The organism is Chitinophaga barathri (genome assembly GCF_003807585.1).
In the GTDB taxonomy this organism is placed as follows: Bacteria; Bacteroidota; Bacteroidia; order Chitinophagales; family Chitinophagaceae; genus Chitinophaga; species Chitinophaga barathri.
This window is the reverse complement of record NZ_RMBX01000001.1, coordinates 728,745-751,426: the sequence shown is the minus strand read 5'-3', so window position 1 is coordinate 751,426 and position 22,682 is coordinate 728,745. Positions and strand designations below refer to the sequence as shown.

At 52.4% G+C, this 22,682-nt stretch carries 19 protein-coding genes; 18 read left to right on the top strand and 1 reads right to left on the bottom strand.

Annotated features, from left to right (window positions below):
• Positions 1 to 13 precede the first annotated feature (13 nt).
• The 6 genes from EG028_RS02740 (at position 14) to EG028_RS02715 (ending at position 7,167) form a co-directional block, all read left to right on the top strand.
• Positions 14 to 826: a L,D-transpeptidase family protein gene (locus EG028_RS02740; RefSeq protein WP_120514619.1), complete on the top strand. Its 813-nt coding sequence runs from the start codon at positions 14 to 16 to the stop codon at positions 824 to 826.
• Positions 827 to 1,192: 366 nt separating this feature from the next.
• Positions 1,193 to 1,759, top strand: a complete 567-nt coding sequence (locus EG028_RS02735) for a gluconate 2-dehydrogenase subunit 3 family protein (protein ID WP_120514508.1) — start codon at positions 1,193 to 1,195, stop codon at positions 1,757 to 1,759.
• Between the two features lie 33 nt (positions 1,760 to 1,792).
• Positions 1,793 to 3,487: a GMC oxidoreductase gene (locus tag EG028_RS02730; RefSeq protein WP_120514507.1), complete on the top strand. Its 1,695-nt coding sequence runs from the start codon at positions 1,793 to 1,795 to the stop codon at positions 3,485 to 3,487.
• A 148-nt stretch (positions 3,488 to 3,635) separates the two neighbouring features.
• Positions 3,636 to 5,330, top strand: coding sequence for a GMC oxidoreductase (locus EG028_RS02725; protein WP_120514506.1), 1,695 nt, complete (start codon positions 3,636 to 3,638; stop codon positions 5,328 to 5,330).
• A 277-nt stretch (positions 5,331 to 5,607) separates the two neighbouring features.
• Positions 5,608 to 6,381: a LamG domain-containing protein gene (locus EG028_RS02720; protein WP_123864530.1), complete on the top strand. Its 774-nt coding sequence runs from the start codon at positions 5,608 to 5,610 to the stop codon at positions 6,379 to 6,381.
• Between the two features lie 111 nt (positions 6,382 to 6,492).
• Positions 6,493 to 7,167 (top strand): M24 family metallopeptidase, encoded by a 675-nt coding sequence (locus EG028_RS02715; RefSeq protein WP_120514504.1) that lies wholly within the window; start codon positions 6,493 to 6,495, stop codon positions 7,165 to 7,167.
• Between the two features lie 4 nt (positions 7,168 to 7,171).
• Here the strand turns inward: EG028_RS02715 and cfa are convergent, their stop codons facing one another.
• Positions 7,172 to 8,281: a cyclopropane fatty acyl phospholipid synthase gene (gene cfa, locus EG028_RS02710; protein ID WP_206614338.1), complete on the bottom strand. Its 1,110-nt coding sequence runs from the start codon at positions 8,279 to 8,281 to the stop codon at positions 7,172 to 7,174.
• 239 nt (positions 8,282 to 8,520) lie between these two features.
• On the opposite strand from cfa, the gene EG028_RS02705 reads away from it, so the two are divergent.
• The 12 genes from EG028_RS02705 to nuoG all read left to right on the top strand — a co-directional run bounded on the left by EG028_RS02705 (position 8,521) and on the right by nuoG (position 22,663).
• A complete protein-coding gene (locus tag EG028_RS02705; protein WP_123864529.1) occupies positions 8,521 to 9,186 on the top strand; it encodes a hypothetical protein in 666 nt (221 codons plus the stop codon).
• Positions 9,187 to 9,411: 225 nt separating this feature from the next.
• Positions 9,412 to 10,275, top strand: coding sequence for a hypothetical protein (locus EG028_RS02700; protein ID WP_120514501.1), 864 nt, complete (start codon positions 9,412 to 9,414; stop codon positions 10,273 to 10,275).
• Positions 10,276 to 10,486: 211 nt separating this feature from the next.
• Positions 10,487 to 11,470: a glycosyl hydrolase family 18 protein gene (locus EG028_RS02695; RefSeq protein WP_120514500.1), complete on the top strand. Its 984-nt coding sequence runs from the start codon at positions 10,487 to 10,489 to the stop codon at positions 11,468 to 11,470.
• Between the two features lie 158 nt (positions 11,471 to 11,628).
• On the top strand, positions 11,629 to 13,446 hold the full coding sequence (locus tag EG028_RS02690) for a glycoside hydrolase family 35 protein (protein ID WP_120514499.1): 1,818 nt from the start codon (positions 11,629 to 11,631) through the stop codon (positions 13,444 to 13,446).
• Positions 13,447 to 13,665: 219 nt separating this feature from the next.
• Positions 13,666 to 14,106 (top strand): CBS domain-containing protein, encoded by a 441-nt coding sequence (locus EG028_RS02685; protein ID WP_120514498.1) that lies wholly within the window; start codon positions 13,666 to 13,668, stop codon positions 14,104 to 14,106.
• A 156-nt stretch (positions 14,107 to 14,262) separates the two neighbouring features.
• Positions 14,263 to 14,727 (top strand): NADH-quinone oxidoreductase subunit A, encoded by a 465-nt coding sequence (locus EG028_RS02680; RefSeq protein ID WP_120514497.1) that lies wholly within the window; start codon positions 14,263 to 14,265, stop codon positions 14,725 to 14,727.
• A complete protein-coding gene (locus tag EG028_RS02675) occupies positions 14,708 to 15,346 on the top strand; it encodes an NADH-quinone oxidoreductase subunit B (protein ID WP_120514496.1) in 639 nt (212 codons plus the stop codon). Before EG028_RS02680 ends, EG028_RS02675 begins: the two co-directional genes overlap by 20 nt.
• A 134-nt stretch (positions 15,347 to 15,480) precedes the next feature.
• On the top strand, positions 15,481 to 16,275 hold the full coding sequence (locus tag EG028_RS02670) for an MBL fold metallo-hydrolase (protein ID WP_120514495.1): 795 nt from the start codon (positions 15,481 to 15,483) through the stop codon (positions 16,273 to 16,275).
• Positions 16,276 to 16,385: 110 nt separating this feature from the next.
• Positions 16,386 to 18,125 carry an NADH-quinone oxidoreductase subunit C/D gene (nuoC, locus tag EG028_RS02665; protein ID WP_120514494.1) on the top strand — a complete coding sequence of 580 codons (1,740 nt, stop codon included), beginning with the start codon at positions 16,386 to 16,388 and terminating at the stop codon, positions 18,123 to 18,125.
• Positions 18,126 to 18,181: 56 nt separating this feature from the next.
• Positions 18,182 to 18,646, top strand: a complete 465-nt coding sequence (gene nuoE, locus EG028_RS02660; protein WP_120514493.1) for an NADH-quinone oxidoreductase subunit NuoE — start codon at positions 18,182 to 18,184, stop codon at positions 18,644 to 18,646.
• 2 nt (positions 18,647 to 18,648) lie between these two features.
• On the top strand, positions 18,649 to 19,959 hold the full coding sequence (nuoF, locus tag EG028_RS02655; protein WP_120514492.1) for an NADH-quinone oxidoreductase subunit NuoF: 1,311 nt from the start codon (positions 18,649 to 18,651) through the stop codon (positions 19,957 to 19,959).
• On the top strand, positions 19,940 to 22,663 hold the full coding sequence (gene nuoG, locus EG028_RS02650) for an NADH-quinone oxidoreductase subunit NuoG (protein ID WP_120514491.1): 2,724 nt from the start codon (positions 19,940 to 19,942) through the stop codon (positions 22,661 to 22,663). Before nuoF ends, nuoG begins: the two co-directional genes overlap by 20 nt.
• The last annotated feature ends 19 nt before the right edge of the window (positions 22,664 to 22,682 follow it).

The window sequence follows — 22,682 nt, the reverse complement described above, 5'->3', positions numbered from 1 at the left end:
AAGTTATAAAAGTATGAAGCGGTTATTAATTGGAATTTTATCCCTCCTGGGCGCTATGAATGTTCACGCACAGCAGACCTTCCTGGAGAACCAGAAAATGTTCCCAAGGGTTGGAGAAGCTTTCCGTGAAAAAGAAGAATCCCTTAAAAAGGAATTCGCGAAAAAAGGCATTGCGTACCCTGCCAAACAGATGTACATCCGTTCCTTCAAGCTGGACAGCGAGTTGGAGATATGGGTGCGCAACAGCGTGTCCGATACTTTCAGCCTGCTCAAAACCTACCGCGTATGTTCCCTCTCCGGAAAGATGGGGCCTAAACGTAAGGAAGGTGATCGCCAGGTGCCGGAAGGATTCTATTACATCAACGATTTTAACCCGAACAGCAGCTTCCACCTGTCCCTGGGTATCAACTACCCTAACTTCTCAGACAGGATCCTCAGCGACCAGAAAAAGCCCGGCGGTGACATTTATATTCATGGTAACTGTCTCACCATCGGCTGTATTCCTTTGACAGACGAATTTATTGAAGAAGTATATGTAATGGCCGTTCACGCCAAGAACAACGGGCAGGATTTTATTCCTGTACATGTGTTCCCGGTGCGTTTCGGCAACTCCAGGTCTATGGACTATCTCGGCAGCGTGTCCCTGACGGACAATGAATCGCAGAAGTTCTGGATCAACCTGAAATCCGCTTACGATTATTTTGAAAAACATCGTAAATTGCCGGTAGTGCTGGTGAACAGCCAGGGGAAATATGTATATACGACCCCGCAGCAGGCGCCGTCTATCGCGCAGAGCGCAGCCGCCAAACCAGCGAATGGTAACTAATCACCACAGATAAAATAATATTAAAAAAGAGCATCGCAACCGCGGTGCTCTTTTTATTTGATAGCATATTACCGAAAGTGCTGAGCATATACGATAGATATAGGATACTTATACGAGAGATATAGGAGAGCACCGGGAGAGGAGGGGTAAAATAATACAAAGGCCATTTAGCCGGTGGTGGATTTTTAGCATGGGGATCGGTGGGGTGTACATGCGGGGTAAAATCCACCGTTCAGCCCCCTGAAAGTCCCGTAAATTCAACTTAGCGTAATTTTTACACCTTATTATTGCCAATAGCACTATTTTATTTGAAAATCTCGTTAATTTTTCGAAACTTACCGTTAAGGTCAAATCAATTTACTAATTATGAACAGAAGAGATGCCATCAGGAATGTCGCGATCCTTATGGGAACCGCGCTTTCCGCTTCCACGTTAGCGGCTCTGGAGGGTTGTAAATCCAAGCCTGCTACTTTAACGCTACAGACACCGGAAACCAAGGCCCTTTTGGCTGAAATAGCCGAAACCATCATCCCGGAAACTACCAGTCCCGGCGCCAAAGCCGCGAATGTGCAGGATTTCATTGTTCTGATGATCAACGATTGTTACGACGAAAAGGCGCAGAAAGAATTTGAAGCCGGTCTGAACAAAGTGAATGATGAGAGCAAAAAGAAATTCTCCGGTAAAGACTTCATGGAGATCACGCCTGAACAACGTACCGAACTGCTGACGGCTATCGACAAAGAACGGGTGGATTACAATAAAGCCAAGAAAAAGGACGATCCGACCCACTACTTCCAGTACATGAAGGAGCTGACCCTGCTGGGTTATTTCACTTCAGAGCCCGGCGCCACCAAAGCTCTGCGTTACATCAAAGTACCGGCTAAGTATGAAGGCTGCGTGCCTTACAAAAAAGGCGATAAAGCCTGGGCTTAACCCGTTTCTCCGAACCACTAAACACCAACTCAAATGAACCTGAACATAAAAGCGCAGGACCAGAACACGTATGACGCCATCGTAATAGGATCGGGCGTAAGCGGCGGATGGGCTGCCAAAGAGCTGACTGAAAAAGGACTGAAAGTACTGATGCTGGACCGTGGTAAAAACCTCGAGCACGGCAAATACGAAACAGCGAATAAAGACCCCTGGGAGTTTGCACACCGCGGCCGTATTACACAGGACCAGCGCCAGAGCCATGAAAAGCTCAGCCGCGACTATCCTTACAGCGAACACAACGAAAAATACTGGATCAACGACAGCGAAAGCCCTTATAAGGAAGACAAACGTTTTGACTGGTACCGCCCGGACATCGTAGGTGGCAAATCCATCATGTGGGGCCGCCAGAGCTACCGGTGGAGCGACCTTGACTTTGAGGCCAACCTCAAGGACGGCATCGCTATAGACTGGCCCATCCGTTATAAAGACATCAAACCATGGTACGAATACGTAGAGAAGTTCGTGGGCATCAGCGGTTCCGTAGAGAACCTGCCTCACCTGCCGGACAGCATCTTTATGCCGGCTATGGAGATGAACTGTGTGGAGAAAGACGTGAAAAAACGCGTGGAAGAGTCTTTTAAAGCCCGCAGGATCACTATCGGCCGCGTGGCGAACATTACGCAGCCATTGCCCGGCCGCACGAACTGCCAGTACAGGAACCTGTGCAGCAGGGGGTGTCCTTTCGGCGCCTATTTCAGCACGCAATCATCCACGCTGCCCGCAGCCGTGGCTACCGGTAATCTTACGCTCCGCCCTGATTCCATCGTGAACAGCATCATCTACGACGAAGGCAAAAAGAAAGCCACCGGCGTGCGCGTGATAGACAAACACACCAAAGAAATGGTGGAATACCATGCGAAGATCATCTTCGTGAACGGTTCCACACTCGGCTCCACCTTTGTGCTGATGAACTCCATCAGCAACCGTTTCCCTAATGGTTTGGGCAACGACAGCGGTGTGCTGGGCAAGTACCTCATGGATCACCACTTCAAGATCGGGGCTTCCGGTGTGGCAGAAGGGTACGAGGATAAATATTTCTACGGTCGCCGTGCAAACGGCCTGTATATACCCCGCTATCGGAACATCGGCGGCGACAAACGCGACTACATCCGTGGTTTCGGTTACCAGGGCGGCGCAAGCCGCAGCGGTTGGAGCCGTGGTATTGCGGAAATGGGCGTGGGTAAAGACTTTAAAGAAATGCTTACCGAACCCGGCCAGTGGAGCATGGGCATCGGCGGCTTTGGCGAGTGCCTGCCTTACGAAGACAACGTCGTAACGCTGGACAACAGCCAGAAAGACGCATGGGGCCAGCCTGTCTTTCGTTTTAACGCGGAGTTCAAAGAGAACGAAGCGAAAATGCGCAAGGATATGATGAACGATGCGGCAGAAATGCTGGAAGCGGCGGGCATCAAAAATGTGAAGACATACGACAACGGTTCATGGCCGGGTATGGCCATCCATGAGATGGGCACCGCGCGTATGGGCCGCGATCCCAAAACGTCTATCCTGAACGGCTGGAACCAGGTGCATTCCGTACCGAACGTGTTCGTGACAGACGGCGCTTCCATGACCTCAGCGTCCTGCGTGAACCCCTCGCTCACTTACATGGCGCTGACTGCAAGAGCGGCGGACTATGCGGTGAAAGAACTGAAAAAAGGCAATATCTGATCATCCGGATAAAAAGATACATTTTCATGGAAGAGCCGCCTCAATGAGCGGCTCTTCCTGCTTAAAAGAGGAAGTCTGACATGCCAGGCACGGGCCAGCCAACAGGGCCGCCCGATATTATTAATATGCATCTTTAAACCCACGCTACATGAATCTGAACATCAAAGCAACCCAGGAACATACCTATGACGCCATCGTGGTAGGCTCCGGCATCAGCGGAGGTTGGGCCGCCAAAGAACTGTGCGAAAAAGGCCTGAAGACCATCGTACTCGAAAGAGGCCGTAATGTAGAGCACGTCAAGGATTACACCACGGCCAACTGGGACCCCTGGAGCTACAAATACCGGGGCTGGCATTCACACGAAATGAAAGAGAACCATCCCATCCAGAGCCGCTGCTACGCATTCGACGAAGCCACGCAGCATTTCTGGGTGAACGATAAAGAAAATCCTTACAACGAAATAAAGCCGTTCAACTGGCTGCGCGGTTATCACGTAGGCGGCCGCTCGCTCATGTGGGGCCGGCAGGTGTACCGCTGGAGCGATATAGACTTTGAAGCAAACGCCAGGGACGGGCACGGCGTGGACTGGCCTATCCGTTACAAAGACATTGCGCCCTGGTACAGCTACGTGGAGAAGTTCGCGGGCATCAGCGGGCAGGCGGAAGGTTTGCCGCAGTTGCCGGACGGGGAGTTCCTGCCGCCAATGGAAATGAATTGCCTGGAAAAACATGTGGCCGGAAGGATCAAAGAAAAATACAAAGACCGCATCATGACCATCGGCCGGGTGGCGCATGTAACCAAAGAACACAACGGCCGCGGCCCCTGCCAGTACCGTGACCTATGCGCGCGCGGATGCCCGTTCACCGGCTACTTCAGCAGCAACGGCGTGACGCTGCCCGCCGCGAATAAAACCGGCAATCTCACATTAAGACCGCACTCCATAGTACTGGAAGTGATCTATGACGAGAGCACGCAAAAAGCCAAGGGCGTGCGCATTATGGATTCGGAAACAAAAGAAGTGATGGAATACTTTGCAAAGATCGTGTTCATCAACGCGTCTACTTTAGGCACCACGGCCATTTTGCTCAATTCCGTATCCAACCGGTTCCCTACAGGCCTTGGCAACGACAGCGACCAGGTGGGCCGCAACCTGATGGACCATCACTTCGGTGTGGGCGCGGGCGGCTCCTTTGAAGGATTCCAGGATCAGTACGTATACGGCCGCAGGGCAAACGGTATTTATATCCCACGCTTCCGCAATATCAACGAAGGTACCAAACGGGCCGATTATGTACGCGGCTTCGGCTACCAGGGCGGTGCTTCCCGCGGGCGTGGCACCGGCTGGGACGGTATCGGCATTGAGCTGAAAGAATCCCAGGCAGAAGCCGGCAACTGGGGTATGTGGATCGGCGCATGGGGCGAGCACCTGCCTTACCAGGACAATACCGCGAAACTCAACAAAGATAAAAAAGACGTGTACGGCCTGCCCACGCTGGACATCGACTGCAACTTCCGTGAGAATGAGCTGGCCATGCGTAAAGACATGCTGGAAAGCGCGAAGGAAATGCTGGAAGCGGCCGGTCTTACAAACGTAGGCGGGGGAGATGAAATGCCGCCTCCGGGCCATTGTATTCACGAAATGGGTACGGCACGTATGGGCCGCGATCCGAAAACGAGTGTGCTCAACGGTTTTAACCAGATGCATGCCGTGAAGAACGTGTTCATCTCAGACGGCGCGTGTATGACCTCCTCAGCCTGCCAGAACCCGTCCATCACTTACATGGCGCTGACGGCCCGCGCGGCGGACTATGCGGTGAGCGAACTGAAGAAAAACAATATCTGATAAACACAGGCGTATTTGATACAAACCGCCGGGGGAGCACTCCTCCGGCGGTTTGTATATAGTGCGTACAGGAGGCAAGGCCCGGGGTTATATTATTTTTGCAGATCACGATAGGATATTCACCACTTGTGCCGCCTTGGCAAAAACGGTTTTGCATTCTGGCAATTATCCGTTAAATTCATCATATATCAACTGTTACCCGTTTCATTTCCCTCCCGTCTACTCACGTTTTTTCTTTTATTGTTAACTGACAAATCAAACCAAAATGAAACACGTTATGAAAATCCGCCGTGGCGTAGCTATGCCCTGGCCCAAACAAACCCTGTTACTGATCTGTATTTTCGCCCCCCTTGCGTATGCCTGCAAAAAGGACATTGCGCCCAATGATTCCGAAGGAGGCGGGGGCGGCAACCGGCAAATTGAAGACACTAACGCCCCGATGGTATCATCAGTCCTCGGCAGCGGCTGGACGGAGTATTCCCCCACCAAAAAGATCCACCTCGATGACCAGGCCGGCCTGCAAACTTTCAACTGGACCAGTTACAAATCCGTGGGCAATCCCATTTGCGCGGATTACAGGTATGAGAGCGGGACGGAAACCTTCCGCCTGCTGAACACGCAGACAAACCGCTCCGAGATCAGGTTGCAAAACGAATATTCTTCCGGCAGCCGCCAGTTTGAAGGGTATGTAAAGTTCAGCGCCCCGCTGAATGATGAATCGCTGATGCAGATCTTCGGCAGCACGAGCGGCGCCACACAATTGATGATCCGCGGTTATTCCGCAAACGGCGGCTCCATTACAGGCGGCGGGCAAACGCTGGCCACCAATTGTTACGGCCAGGAGCTGAAGATCAATGTGATCCATCTCCAGGAGAACGTGGGGAACCGAATCAAGATCTATGTGAACGGCGTAAAAAAAGCGGACATCGCGGACAATGAGGCGGTGACCAATTACATGAAATACGGTAATTACGGCACGCTCACCACCGGTACAGCCACTGTACAGTGGAGGAATGTAAAGGTATACAAGGACGGTACCGCGCCTAACTGATGGCATTTAGAACTGTTTGTAAAGGGGCGCGCCATGCGCTCCTTTTTTTGTGCATTTTGGAGAGCATCCGGGGATATATTAACTTTAACACCTACCCTGACAACTCAATATATGCTGGCACAGAAACAGAAATTGATGGAAGCGGAAAACATCGCTTCACAGTTATTCAAAGCCGTGGAGGACCGTGGCCTGATCGTACCCGGTAAAACCGAAAAAGTCCTCAACAACGAAGTATTCCAGCTGGCCGAAGAAATGTTCGGCATCCAGAAATACTGGCATAAACGGATTGTACGCGCGGGTGAAAATACATTGCTCCCGTATGATGAAAACCCGCCTGATCTTGTATTGCAGGCGGAAGATATCCTCTTCTTCGATTTCGGGCCTATCGTGGAGGACTGGGAGGCGGACTTCGGGAGAACTTACGTGATCGGCAACGATCCCGCGCGGCATAAGCTCTGTAAAGATATTGAGTCTGCCTGGTACGAAGCGAAGGAATGGTATCACCGGCATACCTCGCTCACCGGCGCGGCATATTTTGAATATGTGAATGATCTCGCGGGGAAATACGGCTGGGAATTCGGCGGGGAACTGGCTGGGCACCTTATCGGCGAGTTCCCGCACGAGCGCCTGGAGCCGGGCAACTACGGTCTCTATGTGCACCCCGGCAACCCGAACGATATGTTCCTCCCGGATGCCAACGGCAACAAACGGGAATGGATACTCGAAATTCATTTTGTGGACAGGGAAAAAAAGATCGGAGGGTTCTTTGAACAATTGCTGACCTGATCCTTTATCGGGCGAACTGGTAACCGCCCGGTACCCCGCTTTTGGAAAGCACCACCTGCCACAGCTGGTTGCTCCGGGAGCGGAATGCCCCGGCGCAGGAAAGCAGGTAATATTTCCACATCCTGAAAAACACCGGGTCGTATTTGCCTTTCAGCCGATCCCAGTTGGACGAGATGTTGTCATACCAGGCCATCAGCGTTTTATCATAATCCACGCTGAAATTCTCCCAGTGTTCCATCACGAACAATCCGTCTATGGCTTCGCCGATCTGGCGGATGGAGGGGATGAGCGAATTCGGGAAAATGTATTTGTTGATCCAGGGATCGGTGAGGGTGGAGGTGCGGTTTGCGCCGATGGTATGCAGCAGGAACAGGCCGTCTTCTTTCAGGCAGCTGTGCACCGTTTTCATATACGTGCTGTAATTTTTGTAACCCACATGTTCGAACATCCCGATGGATACTACCGCGTCGAACCGTTCGCGTAGTGAGCGGTAATCCATGATGCGGATATCCACTGGCAGACCTTTGCATATTTTGCGGCCCAGCTCGGCCTGTTCTTTTGAAATGGTGATGCCGGTCACTTTCACGCCATAGTTTTCCGTGGCAAACTTCCCGAAGCTGCCCCATCCGCAGCCGATGTCCAGCACATGCATTCCGGGCCTTAGTTTCAGTTTGCGGCAGGTAAGGTCCAGTTTGTTTTCCTGCGCTTCGTTGAGCGTACGAGCATTGTTCCAGAACCCGCAGGTATAGGTCATACGTTTGTCCAGCATCAGTACAAACAGGTCGTTGCCGATGTCGTAATGCCGGCTGCCGTTGCGGTAAGCGGCAGCGGGCTGCTGGCGGTTGAACAGGCGGGAGAGGAGCACGTCCATTTTCAGTTTGAGACTGGGCTTCAGCTGTTGGGCCAGGTTGTTGCGCAGGATGCGGGTAACGAATTCGTCCGGCTCGGGGCAGTCCCACCACTGCGACATATACGCTTCTCCAAGGCCCAGGGAGCCTTCGGTCAATGTTTTGCGGTAGAAGTCTTCATGGTGTACGGTAATGTCCCATGGTTCGGTTCCGTTCACTGTAACGCCGGCGGAGGAGAGAAGCCGGGTGAGAATACTCTTGAACATATCTTTTCCCATAAAATAAATTGTCGGGGCTGGTGTTTTACGAAAGTACGCAATCCGGCAAAGCTGGACAATTCAGAAATTTAGCTATCTTGACCTCCTACAAAAAACTAATCTTTATACCCATGAAAATGTTTTCCATTTTGCTGATCCAGCTTTTTTTTTCTATTTCAACCTTTGCACAGAACCATTTCCCGTCTATCGGTAATGCAAGCATAGGAGCGGGCACTAATCCTCCTGAAATGTTGAGTATATCCGGCCCCCACACCACTACCCGCATGGAGCTGAAATGGGTTGAGACCGGCAACCCTCTACAGGGTGCCAACATGTATCTCTGGGCCAGCGAGCCGGGTGTTTCCTATTCAGGGGTGGGCATCGGCAATAACGCCTACAACGGGCCAGGGGGTATAACCCGTAAAATAACGCAACGTGGTAGTTCCTACATCCGGCTGCTGGATCAGTTCATCTACATGAACCTAATTGACATCTACGGCAATAATAAAAATGCGGTGATGATCGACGCCAATGCCAACATGGGGATTGGGGGAAATGCCCAGTCTGCCTACAAACTGTCCGTGCACGGCGTCATGAGCGCCCGCAAAATAAAAGTTACCCAGGAAACCTGGGCAGACCATGTATTTCAGAAAGATTACCAGCTTCCTACCCTTGCTGAGCTGGATGCTTACATAAAAACCCATCATCATCTGCCCGCTATTCCTTCAGCGGAAGAAGTAAAATCCGCAGGGCTGGATGTAGGTGATATGCAGGCAAAGCTGCTTCAAAAGGTAGAAGAGCTGACGCTGTACCTCATCGAGGAGCGCAAAAGGAATGAAGCGCTGGAGGAAAGGGTGAAAGCCCTGGAGAATCGTACAGCTGCCCGTCAGCCGGATGAAAAACAATACCGTTGAGGTATTCGCCTGGTTGGAGGCCGGTAATATTTTGCTGGTAATGTGGAAGGTGAATTGATATTAAATAACACCGGGTTATTACATGTGTCAAGGGCGTAAGCTTTAGGGGCAGGGATACCCGAATAAGTAAATCCTAACCGTTGAAAGTAGCCATTGATTACTTGATCAAGTAATAATATTCAGGAGGTTTACAGGTAACTTTAAGTGTATTTAAACCACCCCTTTATGAAAACCGCCTCCTGTTTTAGCTTCCTTTGCATCCTCCTGCTGGCTGGCTGCATCAAAGACCCCGGCCCTGAAGAGCCGCCCGTTCCGGCAAAGCCGCAATGGCTTGTCAGTAAAATAACGATAGTAAGGAGAAGCGGTTCACCGAACCCGCTGCCGGGAGAGCCGGCCCAACATTTTCTGAAGCAGGTGTATGAATTGCATTATAACAGTCATTTTAAGCCCGTTAGCCGCTACGTTTATACAGCGAACGGTGATACCCTCCAACTGCGGTTTGAATCCAAAGATTCGCTGCTGTATGATGCAAACCGCCGGATGACGCAGTCGGACAACTATCTTCCCGCATTTCCCAGCGTGAACGCCCGCCGGAAATTTATCTATCCCGGCAATGATACGCTGCCCTCGCAGATGGAAGTCTGGTACAGCAGTTATCCGAACAGGGACTCGCTGTACCTCAGCGGCTCGGTCAGGTACCTGTACAGGCCGGATACCGTCTTGGAGATCGCCCGCAATATTCACGGATTGCCGGATACCGCGCGATATGTGTTTGCCGGGCAAAATTTCAGGGACATCATTTACCAGGGGAACATCCAGATACCGGTATACGGGCAGTACGATAATTCCATTGCATTGGAAAGGCTGATGAGCCTGAGCCACGGGCTGGCTTTCCGTCTTCCGATGGACTACGGCAGCCCTCCGTTGCTTTCCCGCAACAACTGGACAGGAGAGGGGCCGCAGGGATGGCAGCGGACCAGCGAGTACACCGGCGACGGCAGTCTGGTGAGCCGGTATGTGATCACCGAATATAATCCGGCGCCTACTTACTGGACATTCCGCATAGACTATTTCTCAACGAATCCCTGACAGGGGATATATTGCCATAAGGATCGCAGAGGGCATACATTAGTATGCCCTTTTTTGTATGCGGGTATTTGTTGGATATATAAAACGGTTGTTTTATCTTCACGCTGCTCTCATTAACCAATAATCCTTTTTTTATCGTCATTACCGCCTTGCCGCGCCACCGCGGGATGCAGCGCCGTATGATTATTGGTCATCATCATTTTATTTTCTTATGAAACAATTACTGCTGGCAGCGTACATAGTGTTTTTAGCCGCCATTTCCCTCGCCTGTAAAAAGAAAACCAGCGCGGAACCACAGGATGAAAAACAAACAACTTTCCGCGTGCTCGGTTATCTCATGAGCAGCAACGACTGGCATACCGCCGTCAATTCCATCGACCTTACGAAGATCACCGATCTGAACCTCGCTTTCCTGAACCCTGCGGCAGACGGAAGTTTTAACATCAATCCCGCTGTGAAACAGGTGGTGGACAAAGCGCACGCCGGAAAGGTAAGGGTATATATGTCCATCGGCGGCGGCGGAGCGCCCGCTTATCTCGCGGAACTGATCAAACCCGCCAAAAGGACCGCGTTTGTGACCGGCATCCTGGCGCTGGTGGAGCAGCATGGTTTCGACGGGGTGGATGTGGACCTGGAGAACGAACTGATCAACGGGGACTATCCCGCTTTTGTGGCTGAGCTGCGCACAGCGCTCACCGCCCGCAAGAAACTCATGACGGCCGCGCTCGCTTCCTGGAACGCCAATAAGATCCCCGATGCCACCATGCTGAGTTATGACTTTATCAATATCATGAGCTACGACAAAACCGGCCCCTGGGATACCGGCAGGCCCGGCCCGCATTCTCCGTACGAAATGGCTGTAAGCGATTTCAATTATTTTAACGGTACGCGTAAAGTAGCGGCTGAAAAACTGCTGGTGGGCCTGCCTTTCTACGGGTACGGGTTTGGGGCCAATGCGCCTTCCAGCATCCGGTATAATGAACTCATTGTGCAATACCCCGGCGCGGAAAACGCGGATGAAGTGATGGTGACCGGCGGCGGGAAGATCTATTACAACGGCCTGGGCACGATCAGGCAAAAAGTGGCCTTTGCCATGAGCAATAAAGCCGCCGGTGTGATGATCTGGGAACTTACACAGGATAGCAGGGATGCAAAGTCTTTGCTGAATGCGGTGAACGTGGAGATCGGGAAATAATAATTGCGGCCGGGCGCGGTTTTCGGGAATGTATGCTGATAAATTTATATCATTAAAGGTGAATTCCACACCCGGAATGATTAAAAAAGTATCAGTTAATAGCGAATCATTCATTAGGTTTACGGCTGATTTTCAGTTACTCACGTCTATTTTACATAATGAAGAAGCTACTCTTAACCGGATGCCTGGCGCTTTCCTGCTGGATGGCGCAGGCCCAGGCGGATAAAAAGCCGCATGTATTTGCGCTCGGCAAATCCGAGTTCCTGCTCGACGGGAAACCATACCAGATCATCAGCGGGGAAATGCATCCCGCGCGCATTCCGAAGGAATACTGGCGCCACCGCATCCAGATGGCCAAAGCCATGGGCTGCAACACCATCGCCGCTTACGTTTTCTGGAACTATCATGAGCAGACCGAAGGCACTTTCGATTTTACGTCGGACAATCGTGATATCGCGGAATTTGTGCGCATCTGCCAGGAAGAAAATATGTGGGTATTGTTCCGCCCCGGCCCGTATGTATGCGCCGAATGGGAGTTCGGTGGACTGCCGCCGTACCTGCTGCGTATACCGGACATCAAGGTGCGCTGCATGGATCCGCGCTACATGGCGGCGGTAGAGCGTTATGTAAAAGCGCTGGCCGCGCAGGTGAAAGACCTCCAGGTGACCAAAGGCGGGCCCATCCTGATGGTGCAGGTGGAAAATGAATATGGCAGTTTTGGCAACGATAAAAACTACCTGCTGCGCCTGAAAGAACTCTGGGACCAGAACGGCATAGTAGTGCCTTATTATACAGCCGACGGCCCTACGGCCTATATGTTGGATGCGGGCTCTATTCCAGGCGCCGCCATCGGTCTTGATTCCGGTGGGTCGGACGAGGCATTTGCCGCCGCCACGCGCCAGAACCCGGATGTACCCTCCTTTAGCAGCGAGTCTTATCCCGGCTGGCTGACGCATTGGGGTGAAAAATGGGCAAGACCCGGTATAAAAGGCATCGTGGATGAAGTGAAATACCTGATGGACCATAAAAAATCCTTTAACCTGTACGTGATCCACGGTGGTACGAACTTCGGTTATACCGCCGGCGCGAACTCCGGCGGTAAAGGCGGATACGAGCCGGACCTGACCAGTTACGATTACGATGCGCCCATCAACGAAAATGGCGATACCACCGCGAAATACAACGCTCTTCGCCAGTTGATCGGTTCATATCTTCCAAAAAAACAAAAACTGCCCAAAATACCCTCAGCCATCCCGACGATCGTTTTTCCGGAAGTAAAGCTGGCGGCTTATTCCAGTATCTGGGAACATCTCCCGGCGCCTGTGGCCTCCGTGCAACCCAAACCATTTGAGGCATACGGACAGGATTACGGGTTTATGGTGTACAAAACAAAACTCATCGGTCATAAAAGCGGCAAACTCACCATCACCGAACTGCACGATTACGCCACCGTTTATCTCAACGGCCAATATGTAGGCAAGCTGGACAGAAGGCTGGGCGAGCGCACGATCGATATACCGAAGAGCGACGTAAAAGATCCCGTGCTGGAAATAGTGGTGGAAGGCATGGGCCGCATCAACTTTGCGCAGTTCCTGATAGACCGCAAGGGCATTACAGACCGTGTGGTGCTGAACGGCATGACGCTGATGAACTGGGAAGTATACGGCCTGCCGATGGATGAAGTCTTTATCAAAAATTTGCAGTCGTCCAAAGCCGAAGCGGGCAAGCCCGGGCAGTTCTTCGCGGGGAAATTCAGCCTGGAGAAAACCGGCGATACATTTATAGATATGAGCGGGTTCAAAAAAGGCATTGTGTGGGTGAACGGGCATAACCTGGGCCGTTATTGGGAGATAGGGCCGCAGAAACGGCTGTATTGCCCCGCCAGCTGGCTGAAAACAGGGGAGAACGACATTAAGGTATTCGACCTTCACCAGACGGAGGGAGCAGCTGTTTCCGGCCATAAGGAGATGGAATAGCAGCAAAGCCGTTTGGGCACTGCATTGCCATGAGCAGCGTGTGCTAACAAACGTGGAAAAAACATAACGTATAGATCATTATCAGATAAAAGGAAAAGAGATGAACGCAGGAATGTGGGATTCTTTTTTCCTTTTACTTTTTGATTTTGCAGAAAAAAACAGTTAACTTAAAGTAGGTTTTTCGCACATCGTATTGTTTCACGTTAAAATCAGCTTACCATGGGCAGAGTCAGAAATATCTTGGTGGGCAAAGGTCACGCAGTATACTCCGTACATCCAGACAGCACCGTTTATGAAGCCCTGAAAGTGCTGGTGGACAAAAACGTGGGAGCCCTTGTAGTATTAGACAAAGACAGGTTCTTAGGTATATTCTCCGAGCGGGATTACGCCCGCAGGGTGATCCTGAAAGGCCGTGCCTCCAAGGAAACAACCATTCGCGAGATTATGACGGAACATCCTATTACTGTTACTGAAGACGAAACCATTGAAAACTGCATGTGTAAGATGACAGATAAAAGAATCCGTCATCTGCCCGTAGTAGACGATGGCGGCAGGCTGATCGGCGTTATTTCCATCGGGGACGTTGTGAAATACATTATGGACGAGCAGAAGCACATTATTGAAAACCTCGAATGTTACATTAACGGCACTCACCACTAGCAAGGCAATCTAATCCACAGCCAGCCCCTGTTACCCAGCGTTGTTTTTTGTTTTATCGTCGGCATCCGGAGCGATGCAGCGCAGCATGGACATACAAAAACAACAAATCGGCTCAATTAGTACCGGATCATTCAGATCGACTATAAAACAATCACCATGAACCCGACCTGGCCTTTTCTTGTATTTGGCGGTATTGTGCTTGTATTGGTACTGGCTATCCTGGGTCTGTCCTACATCCTGGGCCAGCGCCATAAAGACCGCTCCACCGGCGAAGCTTATGAGTCAGGTGTACTGTCCACCGGTTCCGCCCGCCTGAGATTCCCCTCCCAGTTTTACCTCGTCGCCATGTTGTTTGTGATCTTCGACATCGAAACGGTGTTCGTAGTGTCATGGGCTATTGCCTTCGGCGAGCTTGGATGGGCGGGTTTTATCGGTGTATCTGTATTCATTTTTATATTACTGGCCGTGCTCGTGTACGAGTGGCGCAACGGCGCGCTTGATTTTGGGCCGGACGGGAAAAAGATACTGAAGGCTTATCATAAAATGCGGAAAGAAACAGATAAAGAAGCTGCCAAGACGATTCAACCTAAAACGATCGAACATGAAGTGGTGGTTAACTGAACCAAAGGATGCCGCCACTCAGAAGGCAGGCAACTATTCCATGGAGGAATCCGTGAGCCAGGCCGTGATGCTTACCTCCGTGGAGCGGCTCGTAGCCTGGGGGCGTAAGAATTCCATGTGGCCTTTTCACTTCGGCCTCAGCTGCTGTTTCGTGGAAATGGCCACGGGCATGACGCCCAAGTATGATCTGGCCCGTTTTGGCGCGGAAGTGATCCGCGGCACGCCCCGCGAAGCGGATGTGATGATCATCGCCGGAACGGTGTTTATCAAAATGGCGCCCATTATTCAGCGCCTGTATGAACAAATGATGGAGCCCCGCTGGGTAATTTCTATGGGATCATGTGCAAATTCAGGCGGGATGTATGATATTTACAGCGTGGTGCAGGGCGTGGATAAATTTCTGCCCGTAGACGTATACGTGCCGGGCTGCCCTCCCAGGCCGGACGCCTTTATGCATGGGCTGGTGCTGCTGCAGCAGTCCGTTGGCAAAGAAAAGCGCCCCCTCAGCTGGACGATCGGGGACCAGGGCGTCATCAAACCCGAAAAGATATCGCAGAGAGACCTGAACCGTGAGAAACGCCAGCAGATGACAGAATTTAAAACACCGGATGAAATATAGTTTCAGCCGGGAGCACTAAATTGATTGTAAACGCCGGAGAGATACGATTCAAACCGGAGCACTATACAGAATGGGTTTAAAAACGCCGGACGGGATAAGACTTCTCCCCGGGATCTATATAAAATCATGTACGGATGAGTATCAGGCGGATCACAGAAAATGTGTATGAGCTGCAACTCGGGAAAGTGAACGCTTTCCTGGTTGAGGATGAAAAGCTCACGTTGATAGACACGGGGGTGCCGGACAGTACCGGGCAGATCATAGAAATGATCAGGGAAATAGGCCGTCAGCCAGAAGAGCTGAAGCATATCCTGCTCACCCACAGTCACCCGGATCATGCGGGCAGCGCGGCCCAGCTGAAGGTGATCACCGGTGCAAAAGTGTATATGCATCCTGCGGAGAAACTGAACGTGGAAAAAGGATTCGTGGCTAAACCGCCCGTGCCTTATTTCACAAGTCTTGTAAATAAAATGATGTACAACCTGTTCATCAAAAATGCTCCAGGTTACATCCCGTCCACAAAGGTGGATGTGCTGTTGCAGGATGGGGACTGGCTGCCTGTGGCGGGTGGCCTGCACGCCATCCACGTTCCGGGCCATAGCGCCGGCCAGCTGGCCTTCTTTATGCCCGGGCGGAAAAATGTGCTGTTTGCCGCGGATGCCGCTGATAACCTGTTTGGACTGAGTTACAGCTGCTTCTACGAAAACTTCACGGAAGCCGAACACAGTCTCGAAAAGCTGTCTACCTTCGACTTTGACATTGCCTGCTTCGGCCACGGCAAGTCCATCACGCGGAGGGCTTCCGAAAAGTTCAGGACCAAATTCCTGGCGCACAAACACAAAGCTCCCGCGCCGAAAGCCGCGAAACCTTACCTGGTGGTGGAACAGGAATCCATCGTAAGGATACAGGAGCCTGAAGAAAAAATATAACGTACGACTGATACAAAATCTGATACAATACCAGCTCATTAAAAGCAAGGGACCCACAAGCTAGGAAAAGCTAAGCACCATGGCGCATTGATACAATCAAAAATGTAATCATGCCAGCTAGCATCTTTTCTGCCCTCTGCTCCCGGTTCGGTGAGAATATCTTCCACGAACAGCTCACCCGGGATGAGACGCCCACTATCTGGACGCCACAAGGGAAAATTATTGCCGTACTGGAATACCTCCGCAGTGATGCGGAACAACCTTTTCGCATGCTCTATGACCTCACGGCCATCGACGAGCGTGCCTGTAAAAGTAAGTACAACGGCACCTGTGAATTCACCCTCGTTTACCACCTGTTTTCATTTGAGCGTAATGCATTCGTAAGACTGAAAGTAGCCCTTCGCGGAGAATTCCCCAACACACCGAGCTGCACGCACATCTGGCCCGCCGCCAACTGGTACGAAAGAGAAGTGTACGACATGTTCGGTATCCGCTTCGACGGTCATCCTCTCCTGAAACGCATCCTCATGCCTGTGACCTGGGAGGGTCATCCCCTCCGGAAGGAGCATCCGGCCCGTGCTACGGAGATGGGCCCCTTCCGGCTGTTTGCGGCAAAAGAAGACAGGGAACAGGAAGCGCTGCAATTCAGCCCGGAGGAATGGGGGCTCAAACGGCACAGTGAAGATTCAGATTACATGTTTCTCAATATCGGCCCGCAACACCCGGGCACCCACGGCGTTCTCCGCATCATCCTTCAACTCGACGGGGAAGACATTGTGGACGCCGTTCCCGACATCGGATTTCACCACCGCGGTGCTGAAAAGATGGGCGAACGGCAAAGCTGGCACACCTACATCCCCTACACAGACCGCATAGACTACCTCGGCGGCGTCAACAACAATCTTGCATATTTACTGTCAGTAGAAAAACTCGCAGGCATCCGCATCCCGGAACGCGCCGAAGTGATCCGCGTGATGTTGTGCGAGCTGTTCCGCATTGCCAGTCACCTGGTATGGTACGGTACTTTTGCGCAGGACGTGGGGCAGCTGTCGCCGGTGTTCTACATGTTCACGGACCGTGAAAAGATATTCAACATCATAGAAGCCGTATGCGGCGGGCGTATGCACCCGAACTGGTTCCGCATCGGCGGCGTGGCCCAGGACCTGCCCAATGGATGGGATAAACTGGTGCGTGAATTCGTGAATTACTTCCCGAAAAAACTCAAAGAATACGACAAGATGGTAATGCGCAACGCGCTGTTCAAAGCACGTACCGTAGGCATCGGCGTATTCACACAGGAAGAAGCGATAGACTGGGGTGCTACCGGGCCCAACCTGCGGGCCTGTGGCATGGAGTGGGATATGCGGAAAAAACGGCCTTACAGCGGGTATGAAAATTATGAGTTTGATATCCCCATTGCGCAGAACGGCGATTGTTACGACAGGGCCGTGGTGCGCGTCAATGAAATGTGGCAGAGCCTCCGCATCATAGAACAGTGCCTGGACAATATGCCCGCCGGCCCGTACAAATCGGACCATCCGCTGGCTACCCCTCCGCTGAAAGAAATGACGATGAAAGACATTGAAACGCTGATCCATCACTTCCTGCACGTGAGCTGGGGGCCGGTGATCCCCGGCGGCGAAGCGATGATCGTCACGGAAGCCACCAAGGGCTGGAACAGCTACTATCTCACGAGCGACGGCAATACATCCCCTTACCGGGTAAGGGTGCGCACGCCATCGTTCGCCCATATGCAGATGATACCGTACATCAGCCGCGGGTACACAGTGGCGGACCTGCTCTCCATACTCGGCGCCATGGATTATGTGCTGGCCGATATAGACAGGTGATCATTCCGGCAGGGAATACTGCCATCCGTTTTGACAGGTAACCAAAAGCAACCGTTATGCTCAGTACCGTAGAAAAGGAACAGATCGAACACGAGATCCGGCAGGTGCCGGTCAAAAAAGCAGCCTGTATTGAAGCGCTGAAGATCGTGCAGGAACACCGCCGCTGGGTGTCCGACGAGGGTATACAGGACGTGGCGGACATCCTGGAAATGAGTCCCGCTGAAGTGGACAGCGTAGCCACTTTTTACAATCTCATTTTCCGGCAGCCGGTTGGCAGGCATATCATCCTGCTCTGCGACAGCATCAGTTGTTACGTCATGGGACTTAATGCATTGCATGAAGAGCTGGTGAGCATCCTGGGAATAAAGTACGGGCAAACCACTGAAGACGGCCGTTTTACCCTTTTGCCCAATCCCTGCCTCGGAACCTGCGATCATGCGCCCGCGCTGATGGTGGACCATGACCTGTACCGCGACCTGCGGCCCGAATCGATTGCTAACATTCTTGAAAAATATACATAACCATGGAACGCCCGCTCACACAACATATCACTTTCCCCCCGCTGGGCCTCCGCCAGTACGAAGCCGTAGGCGGCTACCAGGCGGCGCGCAAAGCCATCAGGCATATGCAGCCGCAGGAGGTGACCGCGCTGGTGAAAGATTCGAATATGAAGGGTAGGGGCGGCGCGGGTTTCAGCACCGGCATGAAATGGAGTTTTGTGCCCATGAATGTACAAGGCCCGAAATACCTCATCTGCAATGCTGATGAAATGGAGCCTGGCACCTTCAAGGATCGCTGGCTGCTGGAAGGCAATCCGCACCAGTTGATAGAAGGCATGATCGTGGCCGCATACGCCATACAGGCCACCGAATCGTTCGTGTTTATGCGATGGGCATACAAGGTGGCGGCGGAAGAAATCCGCAAAGCCATACAGGAAGCCTATGACGCGGGATACCTCGGTAAAAACATCCTCGGCACCGGATATTCCCTGGAAATGCACCTGCATACCGGCGTGGGCAGGTATATGTGCGGGGAAGAAACGGCGTTGCTGAATTCACTGGAAGGCAAACGCGCCACACCACGCTCCAAACCGCCCTTCCCGCAGGTAAGCGGGCTGTTTGGCAAACCTACCATCGTGAACAATGTGGAGACGCTTTGTTACATCCCGCATATCGTGAACAAAGGCGCTGACTGGTTTCAAAAACTCAGCCTGACCGCGGACGGTGGCACCAAAATATACGGCGTAAGCGGCCATGTGAAAAATCCCGGCGCCTGGGAACTGCCCATGGGCATCACTTTGCGCGAGCTGATAGAAGAACATGCGGGCGGTATGCAGGACGGATACCGCTTCCGGGGCGTATTGCCGGGCGGTGCATCCACGGACTTCCTGGTGGAAGAACACATGGACATACAACTGGACTTTGCCGGTGTAGCAGCGGCAGGCAGCCGCCTGGGCACCGGTACCATGATCGTGCTGGACGACCAGACCTGCCCCGTTGGTTTCGTGCATAATCTCGAACATTTCTTTGCACAGGAGAGCTGCGGATTTTGCACACCCTGCCGCGAAGGGCTGCCATGGACGGAGAAGCTGCTTTGGGCTATAGAACAGGGCCGCGGCCGGATGGAAGACCTGGAGCTGCTGGAATCGCAAACGCGGTTGCTGGGCCCCGGCAATACTTTCTGCGCACTGGCGCCCGGCGCTATGGAACCATTGCAAAGCGCGCTCAAATACTTCAGGGAAGATTTCGAAAGACACATAAAAGAAGAAGGCTGTCCTTACAACCATCATCACCATCACCTTCATTCCACAGGCCATGAACATCTACATCGATAATAAAAAATATGAAATAAAGGAAGGCAAAAACCTGCTGGAAGCCTGCCTTCAGCTGGGCCTGAACCTCCCTTATTTCTGCTGGCACCCGGCCCTCGGCTCCGTGGGCGCGTGCAGGCAATGCGCCATCAAACTCTATAAAGACGAAGACGATACAAAAGGCAGGCTGGTGATGGGCTGTATGGAGCCTGTGCGCGAGAACGTCCGCATTTCGCTGGAAGACTCTGATGCCAAGGGTTTCAGGGAGCAGGTGATAGGCTGGCTGATGACCAACCATCCGCACGACTGTGCGGTGTGCGACGAAGGAGGCTCGTGTCATTTACAGGATATGACCGTGATGGCCGGCCACAACTACCGCGACTACCGTTTTACAAAACGTACCTACAATAACCAGGACCTTGGCCCCTTCCTGAACCATGAAATGAACCGCTGCATACAATGTTACCGCTGCGTCCGTTACTACAAGGACTACGCGGGCGGCAAAGACCTGGATGTATTCGCGGCGCACAATCATGTATATTTCGGTCGCTGCGGCGACGGCAAGCTGGAAAGCGAATTCAGCGGCAATCTCGCTGAAGTATGCCCCACCGGGGTATTTACCGACAAGACCTTACAATCACATTACACCCGCAAATGGGACCTGACTTATGCTCCATCCATATGCCAGGGCTGCTCGCTCGGCTGTAACGTCAGCGCCGGGGAACGTTATGGCACGTTAAGACAGATCGCGAACCGTTATAACGGCGAAGTGAACGGTTATTTCCTCTGTGACAGGGGGCGTTATGGCTATGAATTTGTGAACAGCCAGCAACGCATTTACGAGCCCGCCATCCGCCCGCATTCCAATGGAACGGTGAACAAAGAACATATCATAGAAGTAGTGGCGGAAAAGATCAAAAAAGGAAAAGTGATCGGCATCGGTTCTCCGCGCGCTAGCCTGGAAAGTAATTTTGCATTGAAACAACTCGTAGGCACGGATAATTTTTATCTCGGCATGTCCGATTCGGATCATGATCATACCGGCCTTGCGCTGAAGATATTAAAGGAAGGGCCCGTCCGTACGCCGTCCCTGCATGAAATGGAACAGGCGGACGCGGTGCTCATCCTCGGGGAGGACATTACCAATACTGCCCCCCTGATGGCGCTTGCCGTGCGACAGGCTGCGCGGCAGCAGCCTATACATGATACCGAACAGCAGCTGCACCTGGCCCCCTGGCAGGACGCGCCCATGCGCGAAGCCATACAGGACAAAAAAGGTCCGCTGTTTATCCTGAATACATTCCCCACCAAGCTGGACGAGCTGGCTACCGCCATACACCGCGGCGCACCGGACAACCTCGCCCGTATCGCGTTTGCATTGGCGGCTAAACTTGGTGCGGACATCACGCCGGTAAGCGATCTGCATGAAGACGAAAAAGAGCTGGTGACCAGGATGGCAGATGCATTGATGGCTGCTAAAAGCTCGCTCATCATCGCCGGTTATGGTTCGGGCTGCGACCATTTCATGAAAGCCGCGGCGAACATCAGCTGGGCTTTGCAGCAGCAGGGCCGCACGCCGATGCTGAGCCTCACGCTGCCGGAGTGCAACAGCCTCGGGCTTGAAATACTCGGCGGCCACCGGCTGGACTCCGCGATAGACGTAGTAAAACAGGGAGAGGCAGATACCATTATCATCCTCGAAAACGATCTTTACCGCCGCGCGGATGAACATGTGATAGACGAAATGTTCAAACACGCGAAAGAAGTGATCCTGGTAGATCATCTCTACAACCAGACGGCTGAAAAAGCCACGGTGATACTACCCGCGGGCACATTCGCGGAAGCGGACGGCACGCTGGTGAACAACGAAGGCCGCGCACAGCGTTTCTTCCAGGTGTTCGTGCCAAAAGGTTCCGTACAGGAGAGCTGGCGCTGGTTCCTCCAGATTGCGGACAAGGCGATTATACCCAGGCTCAACGGACTGCAAAACCTCGACGATATCATCTGGGCCATGTGCGTGGCGGTGCCGTTCCTGGAGAAGGTGCAGCAGATAGCGCCGCATGCGGACTTCAGGATCAACGGGCAGAAGATACCCCGCGAATCGCACCGTTACAGCGGTCGCACGGCGAACCTGGCAAAAGAGAACGTAAGCGAGCCCAAACCCTCGGACGATATTGATACACCCTTATCCTTTACCATGGAAGGGTATCGTGGGGAGCCGCCCGCGCCGCTTATTCCATACTTCTGGTCCCCGGGCTGGAACTCGGTACAGTCTGTGAACAAATACCAGACGGAAATAGGCGGCCACCTGCATGGCGGAGATCCCGGCCTGCGCCTGCTGGAACCACATGTGAACGGCAAACCGCATTACTTCAGGGAAGCGCCGGATCATTTCGTGCCCATACCCGGGCATGTGCAGGTGATGCCGATGTACAACATATTTGGCTCCGAAGAGCTGAGCATGTATACAAAAGGTATCGCGCAAAGCTCGCAGGACTTTTTCTGTATGTATATGAACCCTGAAGATATGCACCAATGGGGCGTTTCGCCCGGCATCTGGGTGAGCTTTGACGTGGACCATCATACTTACCAGATGGTGGCCGTGCCCAATCACTGGCTGCCGAGGGGCATTGCCGCGCTCAATGCGGGGCTGCCAAAATCGAAGATCATAGACCTGCCGCAATGTATCAGGCTGTGCGGAAGCGAGTCATTGCATATAGCGCGGTAAAACAAGGTATAAACAAACG

Coding starts and splice junctions, on each gene's coding strand:
- EG028_RS02740 (WP_120514619.1), top strand. CDS start 14: ATGAAGCGGTTATTAATTGGAATTTTATCCCTCCTGGGCGCTATGAAT.
- EG028_RS02735 (WP_120514508.1), top strand. CDS start 1,193: ATGAACAGAAGAGATGCCATCAGGAATGTCGCGATCCTTATGGGAACC.
- EG028_RS02730 (WP_120514507.1), top strand. CDS start 1,793: ATGAACCTGAACATAAAAGCGCAGGACCAGAACACGTATGACGCCATC.
- EG028_RS02725 (WP_120514506.1), top strand. CDS start 3,636: ATGAATCTGAACATCAAAGCAACCCAGGAACATACCTATGACGCCATC.
- EG028_RS02720 (WP_123864530.1), top strand. CDS start 5,608: ATGAAAATCCGCCGTGGCGTAGCTATGCCCTGGCCCAAACAAACCCTG.
- EG028_RS02715 (WP_120514504.1), top strand. CDS start 6,493: ATGCTGGCACAGAAACAGAAATTGATGGAAGCGGAAAACATCGCTTCA.
- cfa (WP_206614338.1), bottom strand. CDS start 8,281: ATGTTCAAGAGTATTCTCACCCGGCTTCTCTCCTCCGCCGGCGTTACA.
- EG028_RS02705 (WP_123864529.1), top strand. CDS start 8,521: ATGTTGAGTATATCCGGCCCCCACACCACTACCCGCATGGAGCTGAAA.
- EG028_RS02700 (WP_120514501.1), top strand. CDS start 9,412: ATGAAAACCGCCTCCTGTTTTAGCTTCCTTTGCATCCTCCTGCTGGCT.
- EG028_RS02695 (WP_120514500.1), top strand. CDS start 10,487: ATGAAACAATTACTGCTGGCAGCGTACATAGTGTTTTTAGCCGCCATT.
- EG028_RS02690 (WP_120514499.1), top strand. CDS start 11,629: ATGAAGAAGCTACTCTTAACCGGATGCCTGGCGCTTTCCTGCTGGATG.
- EG028_RS02685 (WP_120514498.1), top strand. CDS start 13,666: ATGGGCAGAGTCAGAAATATCTTGGTGGGCAAAGGTCACGCAGTATAC.
- EG028_RS02680 (WP_120514497.1), top strand. CDS start 14,263: ATGAACCCGACCTGGCCTTTTCTTGTATTTGGCGGTATTGTGCTTGTA.
- EG028_RS02675 (WP_120514496.1), top strand. CDS start 14,708: ATGAAGTGGTGGTTAACTGAACCAAAGGATGCCGCCACTCAGAAGGCA.
- EG028_RS02670 (WP_120514495.1), top strand. CDS start 15,481: ATGAGTATCAGGCGGATCACAGAAAATGTGTATGAGCTGCAACTCGGG.
- nuoC (WP_120514494.1), top strand. CDS start 16,386: ATGCCAGCTAGCATCTTTTCTGCCCTCTGCTCCCGGTTCGGTGAGAAT.
- nuoE (WP_120514493.1), top strand. CDS start 18,182: ATGCTCAGTACCGTAGAAAAGGAACAGATCGAACACGAGATCCGGCAG.
- nuoF (WP_120514492.1), top strand. CDS start 18,649: ATGGAACGCCCGCTCACACAACATATCACTTTCCCCCCGCTGGGCCTC.
- nuoG (WP_120514491.1), top strand. CDS start 19,940: ATGAACATCTACATCGATAATAAAAAATATGAAATAAAGGAAGGCAAA.